The 19,532-nt window shown below is 72.2% G+C and carries 18 protein-coding genes and 1 pseudogene; 15 read left to right on the forward strand and 4 right to left on the reverse strand.

Features of this window, described 5'->3' with window-relative positions:
* Nucleotides 1-143: 143 nt before the first annotated feature.
* Entirely contained in the window at nucleotides 144-1,703 is a 1,560-nt protein-coding gene (gene betC, locus VFZ70_01220; GenBank protein ID HEX6254408.1) for a choline-sulfatase, read from the forward strand.
* A gap of 41 nt (nucleotides 1,704-1,744) precedes the next feature.
* Nucleotides 1,745-2,515, forward strand: coding sequence for an MBL fold metallo-hydrolase (locus tag VFZ70_01225; protein HEX6254409.1), 771 nt, complete (start codon nucleotides 1,745-1,747; stop codon nucleotides 2,513-2,515).
* Nucleotides 2,516-2,637: 122 nt separating this feature from the next.
* Here the strand turns inward: VFZ70_01225 and VFZ70_01230 are convergent, their stop codons facing one another.
* On the reverse strand, nucleotides 2,638-3,879 hold the full coding sequence (locus VFZ70_01230) for an MFS transporter (GenBank protein ID HEX6254410.1): 1,242 nt from the start codon (nucleotides 3,877-3,879) through the stop codon (nucleotides 2,638-2,640).
* Between the two features lie 36 nt (nucleotides 3,880-3,915).
* Between VFZ70_01230 and VFZ70_01235 the strand changes: the two genes are divergently transcribed.
* The 3 genes from VFZ70_01235 to VFZ70_01245 all read left to right on the forward strand — a co-directional run bounded on the left by VFZ70_01235 (nucleotide 3,916) and on the right by VFZ70_01245 (nucleotide 6,569).
* Nucleotides 3,916-5,442: a TIGR03560 family F420-dependent LLM class oxidoreductase gene (locus tag VFZ70_01235; GenBank protein HEX6254411.1), complete on the forward strand. Its 1,527-nt coding sequence runs from the start codon at nucleotides 3,916-3,918 to the stop codon at nucleotides 5,440-5,442.
* A 76-nt stretch (nucleotides 5,443-5,518) separates the two neighbouring features.
* Nucleotides 5,519-5,878 carry a hypothetical protein gene (locus tag VFZ70_01240; GenBank protein ID HEX6254412.1) on the forward strand — a complete coding sequence of 120 codons (360 nt, stop codon included), beginning with the start codon at nucleotides 5,519-5,521 and terminating at the stop codon, nucleotides 5,876-5,878.
* Entirely contained in the window at nucleotides 5,850-6,569 is a 720-nt protein-coding gene (locus tag VFZ70_01245) for a hypothetical protein (protein HEX6254413.1), read from the forward strand. Before VFZ70_01240 ends, VFZ70_01245 begins: the two co-directional genes overlap by 29 nt.
* Before the next feature lie 130 nt (nucleotides 6,570-6,699).
* On the opposite strand, the gene VFZ70_01250 is transcribed toward VFZ70_01245, so the two are convergent.
* Nucleotides 6,700-8,424, reverse strand: coding sequence for a 5'-nucleotidase C-terminal domain-containing protein (locus VFZ70_01250; GenBank protein ID HEX6254414.1), 1,725 nt, complete (start codon nucleotides 8,422-8,424; stop codon nucleotides 6,700-6,702).
* Between the two features lie 389 nt (nucleotides 8,425-8,813).
* Here VFZ70_01250 and VFZ70_01255 point away from each other — a divergent pair.
* From VFZ70_01255 to VFZ70_01270, 4 genes and pseudogenes are all read left to right on the forward strand, one after another.
* Nucleotides 8,814-9,146, forward strand: a pseudogene (locus VFZ70_01255) (penicillin acylase family protein).
* A 143-nt stretch (nucleotides 9,147-9,289) separates the two neighbouring features.
* A complete protein-coding gene (locus tag VFZ70_01260; GenBank protein ID HEX6254415.1) occupies nucleotides 9,290-9,592 on the forward strand; it encodes a penicillin acylase family protein in 303 nt (100 codons plus the stop codon).
* A 92-nt stretch (nucleotides 9,593-9,684) separates the two neighbouring features.
* Nucleotides 9,685-11,793, forward strand: coding sequence for a PQQ-binding-like beta-propeller repeat protein (locus tag VFZ70_01265; GenBank protein ID HEX6254416.1), 2,109 nt, complete (start codon nucleotides 9,685-9,687; stop codon nucleotides 11,791-11,793).
* Nucleotides 11,794-11,936: 143 nt separating this feature from the next.
* Nucleotides 11,937-12,395: a hypothetical protein gene (locus VFZ70_01270; protein ID HEX6254417.1), complete on the forward strand. Its 459-nt coding sequence runs from the start codon at nucleotides 11,937-11,939 to the stop codon at nucleotides 12,393-12,395.
* 544 nt (nucleotides 12,396-12,939) lie between these two features.
* Here the strand turns inward: VFZ70_01270 and VFZ70_01275 are convergent.
* The gene (locus tag VFZ70_01275) at nucleotides 12,940-13,890 is read right to left on the reverse strand and encodes a neutral zinc metallopeptidase (protein HEX6254418.1); all 951 of its coding nucleotides are present in this window, start codon (nucleotides 13,888-13,890) and stop codon (nucleotides 12,940-12,942) included.
* Between the two features lie 61 nt (nucleotides 13,891-13,951).
* Entirely contained in the window at nucleotides 13,952-14,485 is a 534-nt protein-coding gene (locus tag VFZ70_01280; GenBank protein HEX6254419.1) for a hypothetical protein, read from the reverse strand.
* A 139-nt stretch (nucleotides 14,486-14,624) separates the two neighbouring features.
* On the opposite strand from VFZ70_01280, the gene VFZ70_01285 reads away from it, so the two are divergent.
* From VFZ70_01285 to VFZ70_01310, 6 genes are all read left to right on the forward strand, one after another.
* Nucleotides 14,625-15,707, forward strand: coding sequence for an asparaginase (locus VFZ70_01285; GenBank protein HEX6254420.1), 1,083 nt, complete (start codon nucleotides 14,625-14,627; stop codon nucleotides 15,705-15,707).
* Nucleotides 15,708-15,796: 89 nt separating this feature from the next.
* On the forward strand, nucleotides 15,797-16,210 hold the full coding sequence (locus tag VFZ70_01290) for a helix-turn-helix transcriptional regulator (protein HEX6254421.1): 414 nt from the start codon (nucleotides 15,797-15,799) through the stop codon (nucleotides 16,208-16,210).
* Nucleotides 16,211-16,212: 2 nt separating this feature from the next.
* Entirely contained in the window at nucleotides 16,213-16,779 is a 567-nt protein-coding gene (locus VFZ70_01295) for a Rho termination factor N-terminal domain-containing protein (protein ID HEX6254422.1), read from the forward strand.
* A 230-nt stretch (nucleotides 16,780-17,009) separates the two neighbouring features.
* Nucleotides 17,010-18,329, forward strand: coding sequence for a glycosyltransferase (locus tag VFZ70_01300; protein HEX6254423.1), 1,320 nt, complete (start codon nucleotides 17,010-17,012; stop codon nucleotides 18,327-18,329).
* A complete protein-coding gene (locus VFZ70_01305) occupies nucleotides 18,322-18,792 on the forward strand; it encodes a YbjN domain-containing protein (protein ID HEX6254424.1) in 471 nt (156 codons plus the stop codon). The genes VFZ70_01300 and VFZ70_01305 overlap by 8 nt, the downstream gene beginning before the upstream one ends.
* Before the next feature lie 76 nt (nucleotides 18,793-18,868).
* Nucleotides 18,869-19,531, forward strand: a complete 663-nt coding sequence (locus VFZ70_01310) for a VOC family protein (GenBank protein HEX6254425.1) — start codon at nucleotides 18,869-18,871, stop codon at nucleotides 19,529-19,531.
* Nucleotide 19,532: the final 1 nt, after the last annotated feature.

Here is a 19,532-nt window from a genome sequence, read left to right on the forward strand (position 1 = left end):
TTCGCCGGGCAGGAACCTTCGCGGAGCCTGGTTCCACGAGCCTTGGTCGTCTCGCTGTCGCTCGACTTCCAACGGCCGAGGGAGGCTTCGCCGGACGAGAACTGCCCATTTCGCCCGGTTGACCGCTCTGGTAGACATCTGCCATGTCGGACCGCTGCAACGTACTGTTGGTGATGGCCGATCAGCTGGCCGCACCCTTCCTGCCGATCCACGGGCACCCGGTCGTCAAGGCGCCGCACGTCGAACGCCTGGCGGCCGACGGCGTGGTGTTCACCTCGGCGTACACCCCAAGCCCGCTGTGCGCACCGGCGCGCTTCGCCATGCTCAGCGGCCAGCGCAACAGCCGGATCGGCGGGTATGACAACGCCTCCGAGCTGCCCGCGTCGGTCCCGACGTTCGCGCACCACCTGCGTGCGCTGGGCTACCGCACGACGCTGTGTGGCAAGATGCACTTCATCGGTCCGGACCAGCTCCACGGATTCGAGCGGCGCCTGACCACCGACATCTATCCCGCCGACTTCGGCTGGACGCCGAACTGGGAGCAGCCCGACAGTCGGTTCGAGTGGTGGTTCCACAACACCGACAGCGTGGTCAACGCGGGTGTGGCCGAGGCGACCAATCAGCTCGACTACGACGACGAGGTCGGCTTCCTGGCGGTGCGAGAGTTGCGCGACGCGGCGCGCAGCACCGACGAGCGGCCGTGGATGCTGACCGTGTCGTTCACGCACCCCCATGACCCGTACGTGATGCGCCAGCGCTACTGGGACCGGTACGCCCACGACGACATCGACCTGCCGCGCATCGGCGCATCAGATGTCGACCAGGACCCGCACAGCCGGCGGTTGCGCCACGTGTCCGCGCTCGACACGGTCGAGGTGACCGACGACATCGTGCGCAACGCCCGTCACGCGTACTACGCCGCCGTCACCTACGTGGACGACTGGCTCGGGCTGCTCCTCGAGACGTTGGAGATGACGGGCCAGGCCGATGACACGGTCGTCATCTTCACGGCGGACCACGGTGATCAGCTGGGCGAGCGCGGCCTCTGGTACAAGATGGCGTTCTTCGAGCACGCCGCACGGGTGCCGCTCGTCATCAGCGCACCGGGCGCGGACAGAGGCGTCGAGGTCGCCGACCATGTGTCGCTGCTCGACATCCTGCCGACGCTGGTCGACCTGGCCGGCGGCGATGCGACGTCCGACCTGGGTCACGTGGTCGACGGCGGGAGCCTCGTGCCACAGCTGCACGGTGACCGCGACGCCGGTCGCACGGTGCGCGGTGAGTACCTGGGGGAGGGGGCGATCGCACCGATCCTCATGATCCGGCGGGGACGTTGGAAGTTCGTGTGGTCGGCGCCCGACGGGCCGCAGCTGTTCGACCTGGTGTCCGATCCCCACGAGCGGTCGAACCTGGCACACCAGCAGGCGTACGCCCCGGTGATCGCCGACCACCGCGCCGAGATCGACGAGCACTGGGACCACGAACGCATCCGCCGGGAGGTCATCGCCAGCCAGCGTGCCCGCCGTGTCGTCGACCGGGCGCTGCGCATCGGCCGCCACGTCCCGTGGGACCATGTGCCCATCCCTGACAGCGCCAACCAGTACATGCGCAACCACCTGGACCTCAACGCCTTGGAGCTCGCCCGCCGGCTTCCGGCGGCCACGGCGCGGCGCCGAGCCGTCGGCGATCGCGGCCGCGCCTGACCGCGACCATGAGACCGCGCAGGCGATTCGGACCACACGCGATGTCCGTCGGCCGCCGTGCCTTCCTGGCACGTGCCGGGCGCATCGGCCTCGGGCTCCTGCTCTCATCGGCGACGGTCGCATGCGCCGACACCGTCTCCGGAACGCCCCCGTCGCCGGGCCCGGCCCCACCATCGGGGGCCACACCGACGACGGGCGACACGAGCGAGCGCGCGGCCGCCGGGCTCGACTGGCACCGCGTCGATCTGGGGTTCGTGTCGGCTTACCTGCTGGTCGGCGGGTCCGAGGTCGTGGTCGTGGACACCGGCGTCGACGGCAGTGCCGGTGACATCGAGGAGGCGCTCGACGAATTGGGTCTGGGGTGGTGGGCGGTCACGCACGTCGTGCTCACCCACCACCATCCGGACCACGTCGGGGGTCTACCGGAGGTCGCGTCGGCGACCGACGCGCGGGTGTACGCCGGCGCCGACGACATCGTCAGCATCACCGGTACATCCGACATCACCCCACTGGAGGACGGGGACGAGATCGCCGGCCTCCGGGTCATCGCCACACCTGGTCACACACCGGGCCACATCAGCGTGCTCGAGCCCACCACGCGCGTGCTGGTTGCCGGCGACGCGCTGGTGGGACGCGCCGACGGGTCCGGGGTCTCCGGTCCGGACCCGGCGTACACACAGGACATGGAGACGGCGCAGGCGTCGGTGCGGACCCTGGCGACCTACGACGCCGAGACCGTCGTGTTCGGCCACGGCGAGCCGTTGGAGGCCGGTGCCGGACCGCTGCTCGAGGAACTCGCCGCTCAGCTGTGACGGGTGCCGTCGTCCGAGTACGAATCACGTGGTGGTTGCCATATGACCGAGTTTTCGCGACATCGGGCAACCACCTCGTGATCGCTGACGGAAGGTGGTTGTCGAATGACGAGGTGGGGTCGTCAGGAGGGGTCGGCGGTGGTGGCGGGGATGGCGCGCCCCAACCAGGTGTGCAGGCCGAAGGCCGCCGCCGCGGCTGCGGCGCCGACCAGCAGGCCGTCGCCGAAATCGCCGCCGTCGCTGAGCCGTGCGCCGATCTGTGGGCCCGCCAACCCGGCGACGCCCCACCCGGTGAACACCCGGCCGTAGATCACCCCGAAGTTGTCGGTGCCGAACATGTCGGCGGTGAGCGCCGGGACGAGAGCGGACTGCACGCCGTAGCCGACGCCGACCATCGTGACGAGCACGAGCACCGGAACGGCCGCACGTGCCACCGGCAGCATCAGGCAGCAGGCCGCGAGGCCGACGGTGGCGGCGCGCAGGCCCGGCACACGGCCCGTCCGGTCCGACAGCCAGCCACCGCCGGTCCTGCCGATCAGGTTCCCCGCGCCCACGAGCGCCACCGCGGCTCCCGTCGCAGCGGCGCCGAGCCCGGCGCCGCGTGCCATCGGCGCGGCGTGGGCGACGACCAACAGCGCCGGAAGGGTGCCCAGCAGGAAGGCCGACCAGAGCAGCAGGCCGGCCGATCGCGCTCGCGCGGTCGGCCCGGACGTCGCGTGGCGCTCGCCCGCTCCCGTTGGATCCCCGCCCGCCGCTCGCTGGCGCTCGCCCGCTCCCGTTGGATCCCCGCCCGCCGCTCGCTCACCCGCGCCCAGCAGTGCGGCGCCGACCGTCAGCACGACGCCGACCCCGACCGCCAGCGCGACCATCGCCGCGCGCCAGTCGGCGCGAGCCAGCAGGGCCGTGATCACGGGGGACGCAACGAGCGGCCCGGCCGCGTAGGCGCCGACCACCACGCCGACCGCGAACCCCCGGCGTCGGCCGAAGCAGCGGCTGGCCACCGCCACGGCGCTCGCGTACCCAAGGCCGTTGGCGACGCCGAACAGCCCGCTGTAGCCGACGACCACCCAGGCCAGCGACGGGGCGCGCGCCGCTACGAGCAGGCCCAGCGGGGCGCACACGGCGGCGGCCAGCACGGTCCGCGCCGGCGGCCAGCGGTCGACGGTCCTACCGCTGACGAGGACGATCGTCGCGAACACCGCGACGGCGGCGGAGAACACCGTCGAGATCGTGGCGGCAGTGGCCTCGAAGGCCGCGGCCAGCGGTTCGACGAACAAGCTCCAGGCGAACAGCGAACCCAGGCAGAGGTTGACCGACGCACCGCCGATCAACAGGCGTGCGCGCTCCCGCGGCGCCGACGTCATCGAGGGCACGCTACCCGTGCGGCAGACTGAGACCCCATGGGACTCGATGATGTGGTGCGATCGCACGGCACCATCCGGTTGCCGAGCGACGCTCTCGTCGTGCTCGTGGGACCGTCGGGGTCCGGCAAGTCCTGGTGGGCGCGCCGCCAGTTCGAACCCGCGCAGGTGGTTTCGTCCGACAGGTTGCGGGCGCTGGTGGGCGAGGGGGCACACGATCAACGGGCCGGCGGCGACGCGTTCGCGCTGCTCGACGACATCGTCGACCGTCGGCTGCGGCGCGGACTGCTGACCGTCGTCGACTCGCTCGCGCTCGACGACGACCGGCGGCACAACTACCGGCAGACCGCAGGCCGCCATGGGCGGCCGTGCTACGCGATCGCGTTCGACGCCGATCCCGCGACGTGTCGCGCGCGCAACCGGGACCGTGAGCGACCCGTGCCGGCCAAGGTGCTGGCTGCGCAACTGCGATCCTGGTCGCGGGTGCGCGACCTGCTCGGCGGCGAGGGGTTCGACCGTGTGGCATCCCCGAGCGATGTCGTCGTCGTGCCGCCCGCGCTGCTCGCGGCCCCCGACGAGGCGGGACGCCGTCACCGTGACGTCGGACTGCGCTTCGGGCTGCACATCTCGACGTTCCAGTGGCCGGGGCGGCCGGAGCAGACCGCCGAACGGCTCGCATCCATCGCACGCGCCGCCGAGGACGTCGGCTTCGCGGGCCTCTGGGTGATGGACCACATGATCCAGGTGCCGCAGGTGGGGCGTGAGTGGGAGGACATCCTCGACAGCTACTCGACCCTGGCGTACCTCGCCGCGGTCACGCGTCGGGTTCGCCTGGGCACGCTGGTCACGGCCGTCACGTTCCGCAACGTGATGCACCTGGCCAAGATCATCGCGACGCTCGACGTGCTGAGCGGCGGTCGGGCGGTGTGCGGTCTGGGTGCCGCGTGGTTCGCCAGGGAGCACGAGGCGTACGGTTGGCCGCTACCGCCACCGGTGGAGCGGTTCGCGCTCCTCGAGGATGCCCTGCAGTTGCTGCCCCTGTGCTGGGGTCCCGGCGCACCGGTGTTCGACGGTGGCGTGCTCGGGAGGCGGGAAACGATCTGCTACCCGCGGCCCATCCAGGAGCGTGTGCCGATCCTCGTGGGCGGCGGCGGTGAGCGGCGCACCCTGCGGCTGGTGGCGCGGTACGCCGACGCGTGCAACCTGATGGGTGAGCCCGGGACGGTGCGTCACAAGGTCGGCGTGCTGCACGCGCACTGTCGCGATGTGGAGCGCGATCCCGGTGCGGTGGAGATCACCCACTTGTCGCCGGTGCTGGTCGGACGCGACCGTGGGGAGGTGGATGCGCTGGTCGACCGGCTGCGCGGCCGGGCGACGCGTGCCGCCACGGCGCGGCGGCTGACCGCCGGTACCGTCGACGACCACGTCGACCGGTTCCGGCGGCTCGCCGACGCGGGCGTGCGCACGGCGATGGTCAGCCTCGCCGATCTGGAGGACGCCGCGGCCGTCGAACGGTTCGCGCCGGTGATCGCGGCGTTCGGCCCCACGTCGACCACGCGCGCGTGACGGCGGCCCCCAGTCGACCCGGCTGCGGTCACGTCGTAGGCTGCGCACAGACCACGGGAGGTCGGACGTGTACCGCATGCCGGAGTCCATCAGCGCCCGCCACGTCGACACCGACCGGTTGCGCATGCACTGCCTGGTCCGCGGCCGGGACGACGCCGCGCCGGTCGTGCTCGTCCACGGCAACCTGGCGACCGGGCTGTTCTTCGATGACCTCATGGACCGGGGGCCCGACGACCTGCTCCTCGTCGCACCCGACATGCGTGGCTTCGGCGCGACGCAACGGGCGCCGATCGACGCGACCCGGGGGGCTGCGCGACTGGGCCGACGACGTCCATGCGCTGGTCCGCGCCCTCGCGATCGCGCCGCCGCTCCACCTGATCGGATGGTCGACGGGCGGAGCCGCGATCATGCAGTACGCGATCGACCACCCCGGTGACGTCGCGTCGCTGACGCTGATCGACACGGTGTCGCCGTATGGCTTCGGCGCGACGCGCGGCGCCGACGGCGTGCCCGTGTCCGACGACTTCGCCGGCAGCGGCGCCGGCCTGGCCAATCCCGAGTACGTGCGACGCCTCGCCGACGGCGACGACGGGACCGACAGCGACGTGTCGCCACGCAACGTCATGCGCGCCTTCTACTGGCGGCCGGGGCTCGCGATGGACCCCGACCGGGAGGACGCGCTCGTCGCCGAGGTGCTCGCGACGTACGTCGCCGACACGGGCTACCCGGGCGACGCGACCGCCTCGGACAACTGGCCGGGCGTGGCTCCCGGCCGTTCGGGCATCCTCAACGCGCTGTCGGGCCGGTACCTCGACACCAGCGGCATCGTCGACATCCCGCACAAGCCGCCGATCCTGTGGCTGCACGGTGACGACGACCTCGTCGTCGGCGACCAGTCGATGTTCGACGCGGGAACCCTGGGCAGTCTCGGGGTGCTGCCGGACTGGCCGGGTGCCGACGTGCATCCGCCGCAACCGATGGCCACCCAGATCCGTGCGGTGCTCGACGCCTACGCCGCTCGCGGTGGCCTCGTCGTCGATCATGAGGTCGCCGAGTCGTCGCACGGTCCCTTCATCGACCATCCCGGCGCCTGTGCCGAGCGCATCTATGCCTTCCTGCGCCGATAGGCCCGCTGGTCGGTTGGTCGGGTGGAGCGACGAAGGAGCGGTCGGCGGGCAGGTTCGCCAGCAAGCCGTGTGAACGGCCGGAGCCCGCCGCATCTCGTCGACGCAGCGGGCTCGTAGTGGACGCCCGGCGCTACGGCACGGGGATGATCCGCGTCCGGTCCGCCGGGTTCACCGGATCGCTGTACTCGGCCGCTGTGATGGTGCCCACCCCCGCGATGTAGTCGGCCAGCGACTGCTGGTACGACACGCCGAGCGTCGTGAAGTCATACGTCTCGAACATGTCGTAACCGTCGTTGCCGGCCGCGAGGAAGTCGATCGTCGCGATCGTGACGGGCTCTGACGACACGATCGCGCCACCGGAGACGACGACCGTGCCATCGTCGAGCACCAGATCGACGATGCGGCTGCCCGCCGGCGCGGTCGCGTCGTAGGTGACCGTCATCCCGGCCCACTGCGCGAACGATCCGGCCGCGTCGGGCAGGCCGGCGAGGCCGTGCTCGACCGCTGCGACGAAGTCGGTCGTCGCGACGTCCTCGAGCACCGAGATGAAGTTCGCGAAGGGTGCGATGTCGAACGTGTCGAGCAGGGTGATGTCTCCCGGCCCGATGATCGAGTCGTTGCGGATCCCGCCGCCGTTCTGCAGTGCGACGTCCGGTTCGTTGACGCCGAACTCCGCCGCCCGGCTGGTCGCTGCGGCGAGGTGGGCGTCGGCCATCAGGTTGCCGAGGTTCGTCTCGCGCGTGCGGACGTCGGCCCGGACGCCGTTCAGGCCGACCTCGCTCGTGGCGATGACGGTCTCTGCCAGCGTCTCGAGGTAGGCCGCGACGGGCTGCTCGACGTTTGTCAGGACGAACTGGTCCTGCGGCAGGTCGCCGGTCACCGGTTCGAGCGCGCCGTCGTACCCGACGACCTCGCCCGCCTTGTTGAACTGCAGCACCAGACGACCGACGTCGAAGTAGTCGCCGGGCACGGTCACGACCGGCACGATGTTGCCGTCGGCGTCGATGGCCGTCAGGGGGTAGCTGCCGGCGATGTCTTCGCCGCCGCCGCCGCCGATCACGGCGTCGACGCCCGACAACGACGCGACGAGCGCGAGCTCGTTGTCGATGTCCTGCAGGTGACTGGACACGAGGATCTTGTCGATGCCCTGGGCCGTCAGCGCCTCGACTTCTGCCTGGATGACACGGACGAGTTCCTCGTCGATCACGACGTCGCCGGGGCTGGTGACCTCGCGGAGCTCGGGAGTGGTCACGCCGATGATGCCGATCAGCTCACCGCGCTCCTTGACGACGATGCTCGGGCGGATGCGTCCCTCGTCGACGAGCGCCTGCAGCGCCGGCTCCTGCGAGAAGTCGAGGTTGGCGGACAGGAAGAAGTCGTCGTTGCCCGAGAAGCTGTTGATGAAGTCCGCGAGCACGTCGGGACCGAAGTCGAACTCGTGGTTGCCGATGGTGAACGCGTCATAGTCGAGCGAGTCGAGCGCGATCGCGTCGTACCAGGGGATGCCCTTGTCGAAGCTTGCCTGTAGCTCCGGGCTCGCGAGGAAGTTGTCACCCGCGGTGATCGTCACGACACCCGTCTTGCCGCGCGCCTTCGTCGATCCGGTCAACGCATCGTCGCGCAGGTCATCCAGCAACCAGGCGAACCGGCTGATGCTCCCGGCACCGTTCTCGTCGGGTAGCAGATCGGACTCACCGTCGTTGTTGTGCAGCACGGTGAGGGTGAAGTCGACCTTTGCTTCCTTGTCGGGCGGAGCGGCCGCCGCTGGCATGACCAGGCCGACGACCATGAGCAGTGCCAGCAGCGCGGCCGACACGGCCGTGCCACCGCGGCGCCGAGGCGGGTGCGAGTGCATGCGGGCTACCTTTCGGACGGGACGGGAATGTCGTCGCGCATCAAACGGTACGCGATCCGCGCCGAACGCACGAACCGGTGGACCGGCAACGTCCGGTGAATGTCTGAGGGACCGCGGGCGACGCGCTCCGTTGCGTCGCCGGTCGCGGGCCGGGCTCCGTGTCGACCGGCCGTGTGGCAGGGTCGGCGCCCGAGCGCACATGGGCCGTGTGAGGTGACGATGCGACCTGGGGTGTCGTGAGGCGCTGGCGGATCGTCCTCGCGGTGCTGGGTGGCCTGCTGGCGGCTGTGGTGCTGGCCGCCGCTGTCGGTGCCGCGGTGGCCGTGCGCCGGCCTCGACCGCAGATCGACGGCACGGTGCGCCTCGACGGGCTCGAAGGTCCTGGCGAGGTGTACCGCGACGCCTTCGGGGTGCCGCACGTGTACGCCGACACGGTCGACGACCTGTTCACCGCCCAGGGTTACGTGCACGCGCAGGACCGCTTCTGGCAGATGGACGTGCGCGGGCACACGACGGCGGGACGGCTGTCGGAGCTGTTCGGCGCGGGTCAGATCGACGTCGACCGCGTCATCCGCACCATGGGCTGGCGGCGGATCGCAGAGCGCGAGCTCGAGCTGCTCTCCGCCGACAGCGTGCGGATCCTCGAGGCGTACGCCGACGGCGTCAACGCCTACCTGGCGGACCGCGGGACCGCCGCGATCGCACTGGAGTACACGGTGCTCGGCCTGCAGCGTCCCGGTACGAGCCCGAACCGTGGACGCCGGTCGACAGCCTGGCATGGCTCGACCTGCCGGCGAACGACCTCCATCCGCCGAACGTGCGCAGCAGCAGGTGGCGCCACACGGCCGCCTTCAACCGCGGTCCGGTGGCGGTCGGCGGTGGACCGTCCATCGTCCTGGCGACGGGCTGGACGGCCAGTGCGGGCTACGAGGTCGACTGGGTGCCGTCGATGCGCATGGTGGTGGATCTGGCCGACCTCGACGCGTCGCGCTGGATCGACCTGACCGGAGTGTCCGGCCACGCGTTCTCGGACCACTACACCGACCAGGTGCGGCGGTGGGCCGACGGACGCTCGCTGCCCATGCGCTGGAGCGCCGAGGCGGTCCGCGCCGGCGCGACCGACCGGCTCCGGCTGCTCCCGCCGGCCGGGACCGGGAGGCAGTCCTAAGGGGCGACGGAACGGGCGCACGGCCGCCCGGGGGTATCGTGGCGGACCATGAACGCCGATCCCATGTGGCGCGTTGGGACGGGGTGGATCGCATGAGTCCCGCTGCCGGCCGCTCGTTCGGGGGCTACCGGCTCCTCCGGTCGATCGCGTCCGATGCGATCAGCACCACCTACCTCGCCATGACCGACGACGCGGCCGCCGGCGACAGCGGCGGCCCCCGGTTTGCCGTGCGCGTGATCGGTCGGGTCAGCCAGCGCGATGAGCAGGCAGACGAACTGGTGCAGCAGTTCCTCGCCGAGGCGCAGCGGGCGGGTGCCGTGGATCACCCGTCGATCGTGCGTCCGCGGGATCTCGGCGTGATCGACGGGCATCCGTACGTCGTCGCCCCGTTCATCCGAGCCGTGCCGCTGCGCGACATGCTGTCGCACGGCGGCACCATCAACGAGGCCGCCGCCCTCGCGATCTTCGCGCAGCTCGCCGGTGGGCTCGACGTCGCGCACCGCGCGGACGTCGTGCACGGGTCACTGAGCACCCGGTCGATCTGGATCGGCCCGAGCACCGGCAAGGGGGTGGCCTACGTCGGGTACCTGACGGGGTTTGGGTCGTCGGGACTGCTGCGGGAGCGGTTCGCGCACGAACCACGGGGAGCGCCGGTCGACGACCTGCTGTACGTCGCGCCCGAGCAGTTGCGCGCGCAGTCGCCGACGCGCGCCACCGACCAGTACGCGCTGGCGTGTGCGCTGTACCACACCCTGACGGGTGAGCCGCCGTTCCGGCGCGAGGACCGTGCCAAGCTCTACGGCGCTCACCTGATGGCGCCCGTGCCGACGCTGCTCGACATCGATCCGGCGGCCGATCCAGCCACCAGCGCGGCGCTGCAGCGGGGCATGGACAAGTACCCGTCCAGGCGCTTCGCCAGCTGCGGGCGGCTGATCAACGCGGCGCTCCCGGATCGCGGCGAGACGGACCCTGCGTTGACGGTGACGCCCGCGGCGTCGCAGTCACCGCCCGACCCCTCAGCTGCGCGGCCACGGTGGCCGCTGCTGCTGGTCGTCGGGCTGGGCGTGCTGCTGCTCGGGGTTGTCTGGTTCCTGGCGCGATCCAACGGCGTGGACGCGTCGACGGCACCGGTGGCCGCGCTCGCATCGCAGCCCACGACCGAAACCGGCCGCCCGGCGGCCGCCGCCCCGCCGCGTACGGCACCGCTCGGCCCGGACACCACACGGTGGTCCACCCAGGTCTCCAACGCGGCGGTGACGGCGGTGCACCCGATGAAGGGCAGCGTGCTGGTCGTCGACGAGGACGGAACCGCCGCCCGGGTGGCCGCCGGCGGCGGACGCGTGCGCTGGCGGGCGCTGGTAGGGACCGGATCGGTCACCGTGGGTGGCGGGCTCGTCGTCCACGGCCTCGACGATCTGGGCGCCGTGGACGCCGCGGACGGCGACGACCGCTGGTCCCGCGGCGACGGGCCGACCGCGTCGTTGCACCTGTTCGACGGCACGGTGGTCGGCGCAGCCGAGACGGACGATGGCGCCGAGGTGCTGGCCGTCGCGGTCGCCGACGGTGCGGAGGTCTGGCATGCCAGCGGGCCGGCGCCGCAGTCCGACGCGCGCATCACACTGGCCACCGGCCGTGACCTGATCTACGGCCGGCAGCACGACGTGCTGTTCGCGGTCGAGCCCTCCGGTGCGCTCGGGACCGAGCAGGGCCGCCGACAGGTGGCCACGCCCCGCTGGCAGGTCGACGTACCCGGGCTGTGGCCGGCATTGACCGCGACCGACACGGGTGTCGCCGTGGCGACGCGGTCCGGCGAGGTCTGCCACCACGGGGGCGGTGGCGGGATCGTCGACTGGTGCGCGGACGTCCCGGGTGCCGATCGGGAGCAGCCGCGGCTGTCCGTGACGGGGGACGCGGTCGTCGCCGCCACGTCCCGGGCCGTCGTGGCGCTCGGCCTCGACGACGGCACGGCGCTGTGGAGCTCGGCACCCGGTAGCCCGGCGAACCTCGTCGCGGTCGGCGACGCGGCCGTCGCCATCGCGGACGGCGCGGGTGGCGTGCTCGTGCTGGACGCCGCCACCGGTGACCGGGTGCTCGCCCTGACCGACGTGGGTGTTGTGACGGCGATCGCGAGCCGGGCCGGCTGGATCGCGGTCGGGACCGCCGACGGACGCGTCCTGCGGTTCGATCTCGAGACCGCGTAACGGACGACCGCCCTGTCGTGCCGAGCGCTCCCCGACAGCTTCCAGTTCCGCCGCCACCCCCGTCGTGGCGCACGCGGCTGCGATCGTGGGTCCGGCGTCGGGACCGGAGGGGCCATCGCTGGCAGCTGCTGGGGACAGCCGCCGTGTTCGGCGGCCTGCTGGCGTGGCTGCTCGTCGGTGGCCTCGGACTGTTGCTCCAACCGAGGTTCACGGTGCTCGAGCTCGCCGCCCAGCGGCTCGCGCCGGCGTCAGGCGACGTGCAACCGCCCGTTGAGCAGGTGGCGCCCGACGGCGCGTTCGATCGCGGTTACACGGTCCGGTTCCCCACGCCGGAAGGTGGCCTGGGCACGCTGCTCGACCAGGCCAGGCGGCAACGTTGGCGTGTCGTGGCCACGCCGGGCGGGGGCCGCGCCACACTCGACCGGGAGGGGGTCGTGGCCGTGGTGCGTGCAGGTCCGGCCGTCACGACGGTCCGGACGCGCGTGGCGTCGTGGGTGCGCAGCCGCCAGCGGTGGGCACGGCGGCTGGCCGCCGTCATCGGCGCCGTGCTCGCGACCGGGTGGGTGTGGCGTCAGATCCGCCGGCGCCCGCGTGCGATCTGACGGGCCCGCGCGGCCTGTCCCGTACGCAACATTGGTGAGAATCGTCAGAGTTGATGATGCCTGACCGGCACGATGCGACCATCCTTTCGCTCGAGCCGTTCGCATTGCGGGAGGTGCACACGGCTCCGGGGCCAGGCTGCGTCTCCCCCCTCCGTAGCCTGGCCCCGGATTTCTCCCACACGAGTGGTCCACAGTCATCTCAATGAGAGTGTGCGGCCACCGTCTGCGGTGGCCCGACTGTTCGAGGGCGAGACGTGTTCCCCCCACACGGCTCGCCCTCGAACGCTGTCCGTGCGGTCCGCCAGTTCCCCATTTCTGCGGATGCGGGCGGTCTGCGGTCACGTGACGCTGGCAGCAGCCGCGGAGGACGGTCCGTGGAGGAACGGCGGGAGCACCATGTCCACGATCACCAGCATGTTCCAGAGCGCGTCGCTGCGACGGACGGCGCTGTTCGGGTTCGCCATCGGCTTCGTCGCAGGGCTCATCCCACCACTGCTCACCTGAGTGGGCGGCCGGCCGGGCGGGCCCCGATGACGGGTGCCGGTCAGATGTCCCCGGAGAACGTGTCGCACTGTTCGGGACTGCCGCTCTCGAAGCCACGACGCAGCCACCGGGACCGTTGCTCCGAGGATCCGTGCGTCCAGTTCTCCGGTGAGATCCGCCCGGTCGTCTGCTCCTGTATGCGGTCGTCGCCGATCGCCGCGGCAGCGCGCAGTCCCTCGTCGATGTCGCCTGCATCCATGAGCTCGCGCTCATAGACCGAATGCGCCCAGACCCCCGCGAAGCAGTCAGCCTGCAGCTCCTGGCGGACCGACAACGCGTTGCGTTGGGAGGGGTCGCGCTGTGCCAACCGCCGCACCTGCTCATCGACGCCCAGCAGGTGCTGCACGTGGTGACCGACCTCGTGCGCGAGCACGTACGCCTGCGCGAAGTCTCCGGACGCCCCGAAGCGCTGCGCAAGCTGGCGGTAGAAGGCGAGGTCGATGTACACCCGCTCGTCCGCCGGGCAGTAGAAGGGTCCCGTCGCCGCCGACCCCAGCCCGCAGCCGGTGCTGGTGCTGCCGCTGAACACGACCGGACCCGGTCGGGCGTCGGTCTCGGCCAGCGTCCGCGCGGGGCCGACGGGGTCGTAGCGGCGGCCGGCCGCCTCGAACTCCTGCTCCCACAGCTCCTCGATGTCTCGGGTGACCTGGGCGACGAACTGCCCACCCTCGTCAGCGGGCGGTGCGTCGGGGACCGACATCTGGCCGTCGGGTGCCGGCGGGGCCTCCCCGGGGAACTGGTCGAGCGGGGCGTCGACGTCGAAGGTGCTGCCACCGCCGAACCCACCGTTGAACAGGTACAACACGACCGCGGCGATGATGAGGAGCGGCAGGCTGACCCTGCCTCCGATGGGAATGGGGATGCCCGACATGCCCGGACGCGACCGGCCGACGCCGCCCGAGCCCCGGCGGTCGTCGATCCGGCCCCGGCGGCCCATGCGACGCCATTTCACGCGCGCTCCGTTGTCGCTGTGCGTCCCGTACCCCTGCGGATCGTGTCCCGGGGCGGTCCTGTCAAACGCCGCCGCCGACGGTCGGCGACGCCGAGGTCCGAAATCCGGTTCCGTCGAGCAGCGGGCGGGGGTGCATCTGTCGGTGCACGGCCTCCTGCTCGCAGCGTGCGAGCCAGTCCAGCGCGACGGCACGTGTGAAGGTGGCCGCCGTGCGGTGACGCGTGTCCTGCGCCTCGACGACGATGCGCACCCGCGACCCCACCGGCTCGGCCACCACGCCGTGAAGTGCGCGCCACGCGATCTGTGCGGTGTCGAAGCCCGACCGCACCGCGACGCCGAGGGCCGAGACGGCCACGGCGCTGTGCGCGCGGTTCCACAGGGTCGTGCCGAGCCACAGGCCCGTGCCGAGCACAGCGGCGACCAGCGGGACCGCCACCGGCAGTGGCGGCAGCGTGGCCGCTCCCGCCAGCACGATCAGCAGCACGCTGAGCACGGTCGACCAGAACGTCATGCGCAGTCGGGCGCCCCGTCGGTCGGCGGCGAGCCACGTCCAGCCGTCGCCGTCGGCGGCGACGCGGCTGGGTCGCAGGTCCATGGCTGTGGCTCGGTCTCGTGAACGGTGGACGACCGTGCAGCGTATGCGCCGCGGCGTCGGCATGCGCGCCGGGTTGCGGCTCGCCGCCCGGGGGCGGCGTTGCGGGTGCCGGTCGGTACACTCCGCCGATGCGCAACGAATGCCTGCAGTCGCAGGTCCGCGACCGCAGGCGCCGCCCGTCGGTCGTGCCGATGCGGTCCCACCGACGTCCGGGCCGCACGCTGGCGGGTGCGCCGATCGAACTGGACGGCACCTGAACCCCGGCGCCCCCCTGGTCCACGTCGTTCGGGACGGCGCGGTCGAGGCGCTGCACACCGGACACGTCGCGGTCGTCGAGCCGGACGGCACCCTGGTCGTCGCGCATGGTGACCCCGACGCCGTCATCTATCCGCGCTCGGTCCTCAAGCCGTTCCAGGCGGCCGCAATCCTGGGCATGGCGGCGTTGCAACCTCCGTCCGACGAATGCGCGGTGATGGCCGCGTCCCACACCGGCAGCATTGCACAGCAGGCGGCGGTCACCCGCCTGCTCGATCGGGCCGGCGTGACGGTGACCGACCTGCGGTGTCCTGAGGCGCTGCCCGCCGAGCCGGCGGTCCTGCGCCGCGATCCGGTGCCGACACGGCTGGCGCACAACTGCTCGGGCAAGCACGCCGGCATGCTCCTGGCGACGACCGCGAGCCGTGCCGACCCCACCCGCTACCTGAGCCCGGACGCGCCCGTGCAGGTCGCGGTGCGCCGGGCCCTCGCCGACGTCTGCGGCGCTGATCCGGTCGGTCCCGGTGTCGACGGCTGCGGTGCGCCGGCGTGGCGCCTGCCGGTGGCAGCCGTGGCGCGGGCCTTCGCACGCCTGGCGGCGGCCTGCGAACCCGGCGAGCTGTGGAGCGTAGGCGAGGCCATGCGGACGCATCCCGAGCTCGTCGGTGGTCACGGCGTCGTCGACACCGAGGTGATGCGCGCTGAGCGTCGACTCGTCGCCAAGCGTGGTGCCGAGGGCGTGCTGGGCATCGCCGCGAACACCGCGGCAGGACCGATCGGCATCGTCGTCAAGGTCGCCGATGGCGGGCCGCGCGCGCTCGGGCCCGTCGCGGTGGCCATCGTCGAGCGCCTGGGCCTGCGTGGGCCGGACGCCCTGCGCCGGCCGGCCGTGCTCGGTGGGGGTGTGGTCCATGGCTCGGTCGGGCCGTCGCCCGCGCTGGAGCACACGCTGCAGACGCTGAGGTGACCCGACGCGAAGAGGTGCTAGCAGATGGTTGCAGAAGTGCTTGCAAAAGTATATGTTGTTCCTGTGATCGATGACCGGAACCCACGCAGATGCCCGACGACCGCACCCCCGACGACCTGACCGAATCCGCGGCCGCACGGGTCCGTGACCTCGGCGCGTTCATCCGCGAGCAGCGCAGAGCGGCGAAGCTGTCGCTGCGCACGCTGGCGGACCGCGCAGGCGTCTCGAACCCCTACCTGTCGCAGATCGAACGGGGACTGCGCCGGCCATCCGCCGACATCCTCCAGCGCGTCGCCGAAGCCCTGCGGATCAGTGCCGAATCGCTGTACGTGCAGGCCGGGATGCTCGAGGAGCGGCGCGGCCGCCTCGACGAGCACATCCGCGCGGCGTCCGAGCTCACCGAGAGCCAGAAGCGCTCGCTGCTCGAGATCTACCAGGCGTTCGTCTCGGACGGCCAGCGCCCACAGAACACCAGTGACCGCACACCACCCGAACAGGAGTGACCATGTCCACGCCAACCCCGGAACGCATCACCCGCACCGTCGTCGATGGCGCCCGCACCGCCGGCCGCTCGACCGTCTCGGTTCTCCGCGATGGCGGGTACGCCACCATCGGCGCGACCGACGCCGCGGTGTCCTACGTCCGCACCGTCGGTGCCAAGGCCAACGAGGCGGGCGCCACGCTGCGCACGCTCAAGCTGCCGAAGCCGACCGATGTCACCGCGACGCTGCGGGACCTCGGCACCGGCGTCGAGGAGCAGTTCGAGGCTCTGGCCGGTCGCGGCCGGGAGGTCGTCGGCTCGCTGCAGGGCAGCCGTGCGACACGCGATGCGGTGGACCGCACGCGTACCGCCCGCAGCCAGGTGAAGGCGGCGGCCACCAGCGTCCGCCGTGCCGGCGAGGCGACCACCGACGCCGTCGACGAGGCGGTCGAACGTGTCGGTGAGCGCGCCGATGCCGACTACGCGGCCATGACGGTCGAGGAGCTGCGCAGCCTTGCGCGCGCCCGCGACATCGAAGGCCGTTCCGACATGAACAAGGCCGAGCTGGTCGACGCGCTCAGCAACGCCTGACACCCACCTCGAACGACACGCCCCCGGTGCGCGCCGGGGGCGTCGTCGTGCGGGTGGGTCGGGATGAACCCCGGGTCGGGACGAATCGGGGTGCGGTGCGTGCGTGCCCCGCGCCGGTGGGCATGGTTCGGCCCGCCAACGTCCACCACGCGCGGTCCGTGGCTACCATCGTCTGTCGGATCGCCCGGAGCGTTGTAGAGGGTGGGATGCCGTCATGGGCAGGAGGCGAGATGCAGGGCAGGGCCGATGACGGCGTCGACGTGGTCGACGCCAGACCGTCGGACCGTGCAGGGCCGAGGCCGCGTCGCGTCGCGCTGCTGAGCGTGCACACGTCGCCACTCGCCCAGCCGGGCACCGGCGACGGTGGCGGCATGAACGTCTTCGTCGCGGCGCTCGCCAGCCACCTGTGCGCGCTCGACATCGACGTCGACGTCTTCACACGGGCAACGGGCGCCGACCTCCCCCCGACGGTCACGCTCGACGACGGCGCGCGGGTCCACCACATCGAGGCGGGCCCGGTGTCGCTGCCCAAGGACGATCTCGCGTCCCACCTGTGCGCGTTCTACCTCGCGGTCGCGGCGCACCCCGCGATGGCCTCCGTCGACGTGCTCCACGGCCACTACTGGATGAGCGGCTGGGTCGGACGGCGGCTGCGCGCGCGCCGTGGCGTCCCCCTCGTCCAGCGCTTCCACACCCTCGCGCACGTGAAGGACGCCGGGCGGACGGCCAGCGAGGCGCCGGAGCCGATGCTGCGCCTGGCGGCCGAGCGCCGGGTCGTGGCGGCAGCGGACGCGGTGCTCGCGGCGACCACCTCCGAGGCGGCGATGCTACGCCGGGAGTACCGCGCGACGCCGGGGCAGTTGCACATCGTCCCACCCGGCGTCAACACCGCCACGTTCACCCCTGCGGCCGACCGCCTCTCGGCACGTCAGGAGCTCGGCGGAGGCCGCCTGCTGCTGTTCGTCGGGCGGCTGCAGCCGCTCAAGGGTCCCGACACGGCGATCCGCACGTTGGGCGCGCTCGACAGGTACCTGCCGGACGACGGCGTCCCGACGCGGCTGCTGATCGTCGGTGGGCCCAGCGGCAACGGCCATGGCACGGTCGATCCGCCGGCACTGCGCCGCCTGGCCGACGCGTTGGGGGTCGGCGATCGCGTCGCGCTCCTGGCCCCACGTCAGCACGCGCAACTCGCGCCCCTGTACCGCGCCGCCGACGTGGTGCTGATGCCCAGCCGCTCGGAGAGCTTCGGGCTCGTCGCGCTCGAGGCACAGGCCTGTGGCACGCCGGTGGTCGGCGCCGATGTCGGCGGGCTCGGGGAGTTGCTCGCCGGTGGGGGCGGCACCGTGGTGCGGGGACACCGGCCGGACGCCTACGCGCAGGCAGCACTGCCGTACCTCGTCGACGCGACGCATCGCCACCGCGCGTCCCAGGCCGCGGTCGCGAGCGCCCAACGCTACAGCTGGCGAACCACCACGGAGCAGACGCTCGACGTCTACCGCGCCGTGCTCGCGGCCCGGTCCGCACCGATGCGGGGGCAGCGCGGTGCCTGAAGGCCCCCGCCAGCGCGCACGGGCGGCCGTCGACCGCTGGGTCGCAGCGCACGACGGTCCGGTGGAACGGGACGACGGCCGCTGGATGGTGATGCTCGCCGGCGAGCACAAGCGCACCATCGGGGTGACGCTCTCGGTCGGTGATCACACGCTGACTGCGCAGTCGTTCTTCATGCGGGCGCCGGACGAGGACCGCGAGCGGGTCTACGACCTCCTGCTGCGCCGGCACATGCGCAGCTACACCCTGCGCTTCGCGCTCCATCCCGACGGCGACGTGCTCCTCGTCGGCGTGCTGCCGCTCGAGGCCGTGACCGACGTCGAGCTCGACCGCATGCTCGGGCAGTTGCTCGAGGTTGCGGACGCCACCTTCGACGAGGCGCTACGACGTGGGTTCGCCACGTACATCTCGCGGGAACAGGCGTGGCGCGAGCAGACCGGCCTGCCGCGCAACCCCATCACCTAGGCCGCGGCTGTGCGCGCGTGGTCGGGTGTCATCGTGGACGACGACACGAGGACGACGACACGAGAGGATCCGGGACATGGACGACGATGTCGCCGCGCGGCGGACGAGGGAGCGCCGGCGCCGTGAAGACCTGCTCGCAGGCATGCGCCTCGCGGCGCGCCTCCGTGACGCGAACCCGCCATCGCCGGGCCGCGCAGAGCAGGAACGCCACCAGCGACGGGACCGCATCGCCGGGTTGCTGCGGCAGATCGAGGAGGGCGACCCGGACGCCAGCTACATCGACGACGAGACGGCGGGGATGCTGCGGGGTGAGCTGGCGAGGCTCGACGAGGTGACGGGCGCGGACCGGCCCGATGACGCCGTCGTGCGGCCCCTGGTCACGATCACGCGACGCAACACCATCCTGTACTGCGAGCGGTGGCCTGAGACGGTCGAGTTCTACGGCTCCCACCTCGGCCTGACCGTGCTGGCGCGACGGGACTGGTTCGTCGAGTTCGCGCTCGGCGCGGACTCGGCGCTGAGCGTCGCCGACGCGTCGCGGACGACCATCGAGCCGGTCGAGGGGCAGGGCATCACGCTGAGCTGGCGCGTCGCCGACCTCGCGGCGACGCGGACGCGGCTGGTGGACAACGGGCTCGAGCTGACGCCGGTCCGCCGGGTCTGGGACGCCGTGGCCTGTTACCTGTTCGACCCCGAGGGCCACCGGATCGAGCTGTGGTCCGACGGGCCCGAGCCGTGAG

Source organism: Euzebyales bacterium (assembly GCA_036374135.1).
In the GTDB taxonomy this organism is placed as follows: Bacteria; Actinomycetota; Nitriliruptoria; order Euzebyales; family JAHELV01; genus JAHELV01.

Bases quoted from the DNA above. Each gene is read 5' to 3' on its own strand.
- VFZ70_01240 (HEX6254412.1), top strand. From the start codon at position 5,519: ATGCCGGAGTCCATCAGCGCCCGCCACGTCGACACCGACCGGTTGCGC.
- VFZ70_01285 (HEX6254420.1), top strand. From the start codon at position 14,625: ATGCCTGCAGTCGCAGGTCCGCGACCGCAGGCGCCGCCCGTCGGTCGT.
- VFZ70_01280 (HEX6254419.1), bottom strand. From the start codon at position 14,485: ATGGACCTGCGACCCAGCCGCGTCGCCGCCGACGGCGACGGCTGGACG.
- VFZ70_01265 (HEX6254416.1), top strand. From the start codon at position 9,685: ATGAGTCCCGCTGCCGGCCGCTCGTTCGGGGGCTACCGGCTCCTCCGG.
- betC (HEX6254408.1), top strand. From the start codon at position 144: ATGTCGGACCGCTGCAACGTACTGTTGGTGATGGCCGATCAGCTGGCC.
- VFZ70_01235 (HEX6254411.1), top strand. From the start codon at position 3,916: ATGGGACTCGATGATGTGGTGCGATCGCACGGCACCATCCGGTTGCCG.
- VFZ70_01230 (HEX6254410.1), bottom strand. From the start codon at position 3,879: ATGACGTCGGCGCCGCGGGAGCGCGCACGCCTGTTGATCGGCGGTGCG.
- VFZ70_01225 (HEX6254409.1), top strand. From the start codon at position 1,745: ATGTCCGTCGGCCGCCGTGCCTTCCTGGCACGTGCCGGGCGCATCGGC.
- VFZ70_01310 (HEX6254425.1), top strand. From the start codon at position 18,869: ATGGACGACGATGTCGCCGCGCGGCGGACGAGGGAGCGCCGGCGCCGT.
- VFZ70_01290 (HEX6254421.1), top strand. From the start codon at position 15,797: ATGCCCGACGACCGCACCCCCGACGACCTGACCGAATCCGCGGCCGCA.
- VFZ70_01300 (HEX6254423.1), top strand. From the start codon at position 17,010: ATGCAGGGCAGGGCCGATGACGGCGTCGACGTGGTCGACGCCAGACCG.
- VFZ70_01245 (HEX6254413.1), top strand. From the start codon at position 5,850: ATGCAGTACGCGATCGACCACCCCGGTGACGTCGCGTCGCTGACGCTG.
- VFZ70_01250 (HEX6254414.1), bottom strand. From the start codon at position 8,424: ATGCACTCGCACCCGCCTCGGCGCCGCGGTGGCACGGCCGTGTCGGCC.
- VFZ70_01295 (HEX6254422.1), top strand. From the start codon at position 16,213: ATGTCCACGCCAACCCCGGAACGCATCACCCGCACCGTCGTCGATGGC.